The sequence below is a fragment of the Agromyces sp. H66 genome (genome assembly GCF_004959775.1).
Classification (GTDB): Bacteria; Actinomycetota; Actinomycetes; order Actinomycetales; family Microbacteriaceae; genus Agromyces.
The window spans coordinates 25244-33197 of record NZ_SJZG01000021.1; the positions used below are offsets into that span (position 1 = coordinate 25244).

Annotated in this window: 6 protein-coding genes; 5 read left to right on the forward strand and 1 reads right to left on the reverse strand. The window is 65.3% G+C overall.

All coding sequences use genetic code 11. From position 1 onward, the window contains the following. The first annotated feature begins 57 nt into the window (after nt 1–57). From mobF to EZM51_RS20295, 5 genes are all read left to right on the forward strand, one after another. Entirely contained in the window at nt 58–2688 is a 2631-nt protein-coding gene (gene mobF, locus EZM51_RS20275) for a MobF family relaxase (protein ID WP_248305762.1), read from the forward strand. Nucleotides 2689–2828: 140 nt separating this feature from the next. Next, a complete protein-coding gene (locus EZM51_RS20280) occupies nt 2829–3293 on the forward strand; it encodes a hypothetical protein (protein WP_136710126.1) in 465 nt (154 codons plus the stop codon). Nucleotides 3294–3558: 265 nt separating this feature from the next. Further along, on the forward strand, nt 3559–4062 hold the full coding sequence (locus EZM51_RS20285) for a hypothetical protein (RefSeq protein WP_136710127.1): 504 nt from the start codon (nt 3559–3561) through the stop codon (nt 4060–4062). Between the two features lie 78 nt (nt 4063–4140). Continuing rightward, nucleotides 4141–5547, forward strand: a complete 1407-nt coding sequence (locus tag EZM51_RS20290; RefSeq protein ID WP_136710128.1) for an IS1380 family transposase — start codon at nt 4141–4143, stop codon at nt 5545–5547. Nucleotides 5548–5937: 390 nt separating this feature from the next. Next, on the forward strand, nt 5938–6843 hold the full coding sequence (locus tag EZM51_RS20295) for a hypothetical protein (RefSeq protein WP_136710129.1): 906 nt from the start codon (nt 5938–5940) through the stop codon (nt 6841–6843). Nucleotides 6844–7011: 168 nt separating this feature from the next. Here EZM51_RS20295 and EZM51_RS20300 read toward each other — a convergent pair whose 3' ends face one another. Beyond that, nucleotides 7012–7761 carry a DUF4839 domain-containing protein gene (locus tag EZM51_RS20300; RefSeq protein ID WP_169054015.1) on the reverse strand — a complete coding sequence of 250 codons (750 nt, stop codon included), beginning with the start codon at nt 7759–7761 and terminating at the stop codon, nt 7012–7014. Between the last annotated feature and the right edge of the window lie 193 nt (nt 7762–7954).

The following is a 7954-nucleotide window of genomic DNA, read 5'->3' on the forward strand; positions in this document are numbered from 1 at the left end:
TACCGTAGGTAGTTGCAAGAACCTGAGCTTGCTCGGAGGAAGGCGATGAAGGGTGGAGTGATCCTCTACCGGGGTTCCGGCGCCGACGCGCGCCGATACCTCGAGTCCGATCGCTCCCGCGCGGACGACTACTACCTCGAGGGCGGCACGGCGCAGGCCGAGTTCTCCGTCGTCGACGGCAACGGCGAAGTGATCGGCGAGGGCGCGCTCACCCCCGACCAGTACGCCGACTGGGTCGACTGGATCAATCCACTCACCGGCGAGTCGATGGGCACGCCCCGCCAGGCCGGCGACGCTCGCCACGGATCGCCGCGGTTCGCAGAGATGGTCGTGAACGCACCGAAGTCGCTGTCGATCGCTGCAGCACTGCACCCCGAGGTATCCGATGCCCTCGATGCGGCGCAACGCGACGCGGTCGCCGAGATCCGCAGCTGGCTCGGCCAGCACTCGGTCACGCGTGTCGGTCCGCGCGGCGCCCAGCGGGTGGTGCCGGTTGAGCAGCTCGAGACGGTCGCGGTCTCGCATACGACCTCACGGGCCGGCGATCCCCACCGGCACATCCATTTCCAGATCGGCACGCGGGTGTGGGCGGATGCCGCGTGGCGAGGTCTCGACACGGCAGCACTGTTCCGGCAGCAGGGCGCGATCCGCGCGCTCGGCACCGCCGTGATCGCAGCACACCCGCAACTTTCGGCAACCCTCGACGCCCATGGACTCACGCTCGATCCGGTCACCGCCGAGGTCGCCGAGCTACAACCCTTCAACGCGGTGATGAGCAAGCGCGCCGAGCAGGTAGCGCGCAACCTCGCGCAGTTCGAGAAGGAGTGGCGCACGGCGCACCCCGATCAGGAGCCCGGGCCCGCCGCGATGTCGCGACTGATTGCGATGGCTTGGGATCACGATCGACCGCACAAGAAGCCGCTCCGGCTCGGCAGTGAGGATGGGTGGCGGCGCGAGCTCGAGGCATCCGGCTATCGACCTGATCTGGAGCGCATGCCGACGCGACCCTGCGTCGCACTCGATGCGCTGAGCGTGCAGGATGTCGCGCGCCGTGCGCTCGATCGATGCGCGGCCTCTGCGTCGACGTGGACCGTGCACGACATTCAGGAGCACGTGTCGCACCTCGTCACCGAGGCCGGCGTGCGTGCCGAACCGCCGCCGCTGCGCGAGTTCATCATGATCGCGACGCGGCTAGCCGAAGAGAACTGCCTGTCGGTGTTGCCGCCCGATGCGCCACATCCGGAGCACATCGCCCACCTCACGAGCGTGCATGTCATCGCCACCGAGACCCGTCTGCGCGATCTGCTCACGGTCCGTGCTGGGCGGTCGCAGCAACGCACACCTGATCTATCGCGCATTGCGCAGCGACTCCGACTCGACCCGGCGCAAGCGCGCGCGGCTGCAGCCGTGGCATCCGCTCAATCGCTCGTCGTGGTGGAGGGCGCAGCGGGCGCGGGAAAGACGACCATGCTCGCCGCAGCGATCGAGGCGGCCGCCAAGTATGGGCGCAAGACCCGAGTCGTCTCGCCGACGAAGAAGGCGGCCGACGTTGCGCACCACGAGCTCGGAGTTGCAGCCGACAGCGTCGCCAAGCTCGTGCACGAGCACGGCTGGCGGTGGAATCGTGACGGCGTATGGACGCGGCTCGCCGTCGGCGACCACGATCCCGATACGGATACCGCGTACGCCGGCCCCGCGGCATCCGCTCGGCTCGCGCTTGGCGAACGGATCGTCGTCGACGAATCGGGCATGCTCGATCAGGACACCGCGCTCGCGCTCCTGACCATCGCCGACGAGCACCTCGCCAGCGTCGCCCTCATTGGCGACCGCGCGCAGCTCGCCGCCGTCGGCCGCGGCGGCGTGCTCGACATGGCCGCGCAGCTGCTCCCCCGCGTGCATCGCATGACGGCCGTGCACCGATTCGTCGATCCCGAGTACGCCGCGCTCACCGTGCAGATGCGGCACGGGGAGCATCCGGAGGCGGTCTTCGATCGGCTCCGCGCGCTCGGTCTCGTTGAGATTCATGAGAGTCCGGACGCGCTGCTCGAGGCGCTTGCGGGCGAGTGGCGCGAGGGTTGCGCGATGACCGTTGCGACGAACGATGAGGCGCGTGAGCTGAATGCGCGGATTCGCGAGGATCGGGTGCGGGCCGGCGATGTCGATCACAGCCGCACGGTGATCGGGAGCGATGGGCTGAGCATCGGGCGCGGCGATGTGATTCAGACCCGGCGGAATGACTCGGGTGTGCGTGTGGCGAATCGACAGGTGTGGGTGGTTCGGAGCGTAGGCGATGATGGCGCGTTGTGGGCGACGGAGCGTGCCGCTGGCAATCGGCCGCGATCAGTTCGGCTGCCAGCCGATTACGTCGCCGAACACACGCATCTTGCGTACGCCGCGACGGCCCACGGGGTGCAGGGCACCACCGTAGACGAGTCGCAAACGGCGATCAGCGACGCGATGAGCGCTGCGGGTGTCTACGTGGGGATGACGCGCGGGCGGAACTTCAACCGCCTGCACCTCGTTGCGGCGGATGTTGATGATGCGCGCGAGCAGTTCGTCGCCGCGACGGATCGAGCTCGCGCAGATCGCGGGCTCGCGCAAGCGACGGCAGCTGCGCATGAGTCATTGCGTGGTCTGGATACCGGCACCGCACAGCGGAGGGGGTCGGAAGCTGGGCTGAACCGATGAGGACCCTGCCTCGCGTGGCCGATCCATTCCGCGCGGATTGTGAGCGGGCTGTTGGCACACGGCGACGCCCCCTCCACCATTCAGGGAAATGTCTCCCGCGTGCGTGGATGGATGTCGGTGCCGGCCGATAACTTTCCCATATGACGGGGACCGAGATACTTCAGACATGGCTGGCTGTGCTCTCGTTGCCCACCGTCGCGGCAACCGGCGCCTGGCTCGGGCGTCGATTCAGCAAAGAGTCCCGCCTTCTTATCCGTCTTGAGCGGCTGGCAGGCATCTTCCCGAACCTTCCTGAGGGCAAGACGCGAGACGAGTTTGCGAAGCGGGTCTCCGAGGCAGGCGCTGAACTCAATGCGCGGCATGATCCGATCTTCAAGCAGGAGCGTCATCGAAAGCGAAAAGTGATCATCGGCGTCGTGGTGGCGACAGCGTTCACCATTCTCGCGTTCCCAGGCCAAGGGATGATCGACTCAGGGTGGAGCACTGCCGCAAGCGTCGCGATCGGAGGCGTTGTGGTTGGTGCCTTCTTCCTGATCGAGCGCGACACGCATCGACAACGTCAGGCCATCAGGGCCGAGCAAGACCGCGAGCTCGTCGGGGAGTAAGTGCCCCGTACTCTGACGGCGGCGACACTGGCGCCGATGAGAAACGGCAGCGGCGCAGGGATGCGTGAACAGGCTTCGCAGATGGACGCCGAGGCGCGGCCGGAACGCGACGTCGGCGGTCACCGACCAAGATGCCCGCCGGGACACTGAGCTGCTTGCTGCTGCCCATTGGCTGTCGGCCGGGCGACAACGTCTACTCCGGCATCTCGTGCACGTGACACCGGACGATACTGTGGGCACAATTCAGGGCGAGGGGCGGGCTGGGGTGGATCCGAACATCATCATCAATGCGGGAATCTTCGTCGTGTCGGCTGGCGCAGCCGCCATTGCATGGTGGCAGGCAATTAGTGCAGACAAAGCCAAAACGGCGGCCGCGCGCGAAGCCGGCCGATCCGTCGAGGCGGCCGAGGCCTCGGCGGGCAGTGCCCAGCGCTCCGCCAGCGCTGCCGAGCGGCACGTTGAGATCGTTACCGAAGCAGAAGAGCGGAAGCGCGAAAACGAGGAGCGGCGACAGGCTGAAATGATCTCCGCCTGGGTCGAGACGAAGGATACGGGCAACACAGTAGTCGTCGTAAGCAATGCCTCGGATACGGCGATCTACGAAGTGTTCGCGGCCGAAGGAATTGCAAATCGGGACGGACAATACGCGTTCAGCACCTTCCCAGGGTCGCGGACGGGAGTGCACAAGATCGCCCCTGGACGCTGGGAGATGCCCATCCCCCCTAAACCTCGATCCACCGAGCTGATGGGCTCTGAACGGGCGCAGTGACGCGGAAATGCCTTCCGGATCAGGGAAAATAGAACTTGCTAAGGGTTCTGTTCTTCCGATTCGAAAGGCATCTCGTAGATGCAATTCAAGCATGCTCGGGCCGCGGTGACCGCGGTCTTCGATGATCCGAATCTCGTGTCGGTCGCGGGCCTGGTTCCGGCGATGCGTCTCGCGCAACGCGTGGGGCTTGCGGACCTGTCGCAGCAGCGACTGAGCGTCCCAACGGACAAGGGCGCCAACGCGGGTGCGAAGGTCTCCGCGCTGGTCGCGGGGATGCTTGCCGGTGCGGACTCGATCGATGACTTGAACCTGCTCCGCCACGGCGGCATGGCGAAGCTGTTCGACCGGGTCTACGCGCCGTCGACGCTGGGATCGTTCCTGCGGGCGTTTCAGTTCGGCCACGTCCGCCAGCTCGACGCCGTCGCCTCCCGGGTCCTGCAGAATCTGACCTCCCAGGCACCCCTGTTGCAGACCCGACCGGGCGAGCACGTGATGGTCGATCTGGACGACACGATCATCGAGGTCCACGGCTACGGCAAGCAAGGTGCCGGGTTCGGATACTCCGGCGTCCGCGGCCTCAACGCGCTTTTCGCGTCGGCGTCGACCTCGTCGTCGGCACCGGTGGTCCTCGCGCAGCGGCTCCGTAAGGGTTCGGCGGGGTCTCCGAAAGGCGCGGCACGGATCGTCGCCGACGCGCTCGCGACGCTGCGCCGGATGAACCCGGGCGACGGGCCGCGGATTCTGGTCCGAGCCGATTCCGCGTTCTACGGGCACGCCACCATCGGAACCGCGATCAAAGCGGGCGCGGACGTGTCCGTCACTGTCCGGATGGACCCCGCGGTGAAGGCCGCGATCGGCACGATCCCGGCGGATGCGTGGACCACGATCGAATACACCGACGCGATCCTCGACGAGACCACCGGGCAGTGGATCTCCCGCGCCGAGGTCGCCGAGGTGCCGTTCACCGCGTTCCGGTCGAGGAAGAAGGCCGAACAGGTCACCGGGCGACTGGTGGTGCGCCGCATCCCCGACCTGAACCCGAAACAGCTTGACGCTCCGACGCTGTTCGACACCTGGCGGCACCACGCGTTCTTCACCACCACCGACGTTGAAATCATGGATACGGTGACCGCGGACAAGACCCACCGTGGTCACGCGGTCATCGAGCAGGTCCACGCCGACCTCAAGAACGGCCCGCTTGCGCACCTGCCCTCCGGCGTGTTCACCGCGAACAGCGCCTGGCTCGTGCTCGCCGTGATCGCGTTCAACCTCACCCGCACCGCCGGCATCCTCGCCGACCACGCAGGGCGGCTCGCGAAAGCGACGACCGCGACGATCCGTCGCACCCTGATCAACGTCCCCGCCCGCCTCGCGCGCTCGGCCCGCCGGATCACTCTCCACCTCCCCGAGGCATGGCCATGGGAGCCCGCGTTCACACGGCTGTTCGCGATCACCCACGCGCCGCCACCAGCCGCGACGACCTGACCATCGCCGCCCAGCGGCACGACCGAGTACTCAAGTGGACGGCCGGGATGCGACGCCCGGAACACACCCCTGCCCGAACGAGATCAGCGCACTCCGATCACGACCCCGCTGACCACCCCGGGTTCATCGGTGGATCGAGGCTAAATCCGGTCACTCCTCCGGGATGGGCGCGTTCGTTGACGTAGCGTTGGCTTTCCGCGACGCGCGCGATGTTCATTGGATGCGCGATGCAAGCGGACGCCTTCGTCGACTCAATCAGGAAGGCTGGCGCGAGCTCGAAGTAGAGATGCCATTCACGTGGTCTAGACCGACTCCATCACGATGACTCTCGTACGACCTCGAACCCTAGTCGCGCAGCGAGCGGCCTAGAGTCGCGTTTAGGCGGACCCAATGAATCAAAGCGATCATCTCGAGAACCGACGTCTGTTGGCGACGCCCGGCGCCCACGGCCCGGCAGAACTCGTGGATAGCGACGTCCAGTCCATCAGCCGTGCAGTGCTCTTGCTTGTCACCACAGCCGAGAAGATCACTTTCGAGACTGCAAACAACCCACCGCCGACCGGATCCCCCGCTCACGATCTTTGGCGCGGGTCGGAAGGCGGGTATGCGATTGATGGCTTCATCACGATGCAGTACGCGAACATGTCTGCCATGGATCACGCGCGGGGGTTCGTTTCGCTTGTCCGAACCCCCACTGTCAGATCCACCGCTCTGGCAACGATAGCCAGAGGAGCGTTGGAGTCCCTCGCGCGAACATGGTACCTGCTTGCTCGCGAAAACGACTCCGACTTTGTCTACCGAGTGCTCTCTTTGCTGAGGTCCGACCTTCGGTACTCAGAGCTGCTAGACGAACGCATCCACACTCGGGACGGTGATGCGGTCGATCCTGCAGAAAGACGCGAGTTCTATTCGTCGGAACTGAAGCGACTGGGCATGCCTTCCCCTGCAAGGATTGACCTGGCCAATATGGTGTCAGCCATGCTCGACGCGGAGATGGACAAGAGCGACGGTCGAATGCACTACTCCGCCCTCTCGTCAATTGCACACGCGCATCGACTGGGCATCAACACCTTTATCACCACCGGCAGCGACGGGGACATAACTGGCCTTGCGGCTCCTAGACCGGTGGTGATGGACATGGTCGGCCACCTCGTCGCTGCGACCTTCGGAACCACGCAGGCCTTCGTTACGTTCTACGGGGATCAGACACGGCATGTCGAGCTGCTCGAGACTGCGATGCAGCGTGCTCTTCGAATCCTGGTTCCGATCATGGACAGCATCTGGCCCGACTCGTAGCGCACAATCCCATGGCACCACGAGGTTCTCACCGCGGCGGGCCTCGGATGCCGTGGTGCCGATGTCTAATTGGCTGGCGTGTTAGCAAGGGCAAATCATGGCGTCGGGCATGCTCATGTCGGCCGACCTCGACGCGATCTTTATTGCGCGCCACGAACGGAGCTGGGTTCAGCGGAACGACGTCTCGACCGGCTCGATGAGGAACAAGCACGAGCCCGACTCGTACTCCTCAACCTCGGCCGTGATCTGGAGGTTGTCACCTAGCCCAAGGGTGTCCGGCACGTCGCCGGCGTAGTGCAGATCGTTGACGGAATTCACATCCCGAAACTGGAACGCCGGCCCCAATTGCGAGGTCTGGCTGTAGTCGCCCACACCGAGCAGGATGTCGTATCGCGTGTTGTAGTCACCGTGGTTGTTGATCGCACCGACGTTTCCGTCAAACGCGATCGTCTGCCCGCGATACTTCTCCGCGAAGGCAGAAATCGACTGATCGCAGTAGTCGCCGAGCGCCAGTATCGCGGCGAACTCTGGAGTGTTCTCCGCCGTGATGACGGTCACTTCAGGCTGAGCCGGTTCGGCTGGCTCAGTCGGCTCAGCCGATCCAGCCGCCGAGGGGCTCTCGCTCGAAGCGGCCGTTGGAGTCGGTTCCATTTCGGCCGCAGGAGCATTCTTTTCTCCGATCGCCCCCACCGTTATCACTGTTGCGAGCGCGAGCGCGAGGAATCCGCCGCCGATCGCGTACAAGAGCACAGGCACCTTCGGCTTCGGCTTGCGGACCACGATCTCCGACTGGAGTTTCCCGCTGGACTGCGATACGACCTCCCAGCCGTCCTTCTCCAACTTCGCGACCGTGCGCGCTTCCATTCCACGGATAGCTCGCACCGTCTTGGTCTCGTACTTGACGTCGTCGTCGGCCATGCAGTTCCTCGACTCGGTTGCAGCGGGCACCGCGCCAGCCTGGTCGAGCCTATCAACGCCGAAGACGCGCACGGCGACTACCGGACCCCCCGTTCGTGGGTGCCACCACGACAGCGGTTCGATGAAAATCTGTGCCATTAATGTGCCATTAAATGGCTCTCCTGACGCTTCCGTGGGTGGTTGAGCGCGTCGG

Coding starts and splice junctions, on each gene's coding strand:
- EZM51_RS20280 (WP_136710126.1), top strand. CDS start 2,829: ATGACGGGGACCGAGATACTTCAGACATGGCTGGCTGTGCTCTCGTTG.
- EZM51_RS20290 (WP_136710128.1), top strand. CDS start 4,141: ATGCAATTCAAGCATGCTCGGGCCGCGGTGACCGCGGTCTTCGATGAT.
- EZM51_RS20295 (WP_136710129.1), top strand. CDS start 5,938: ATGAATCAAAGCGATCATCTCGAGAACCGACGTCTGTTGGCGACGCCC.
- EZM51_RS20300 (WP_169054015.1), bottom strand. CDS start 7,761: ATGGCCGACGACGACGTCAAGTACGAGACCAAGACGGTGCGAGCTATC.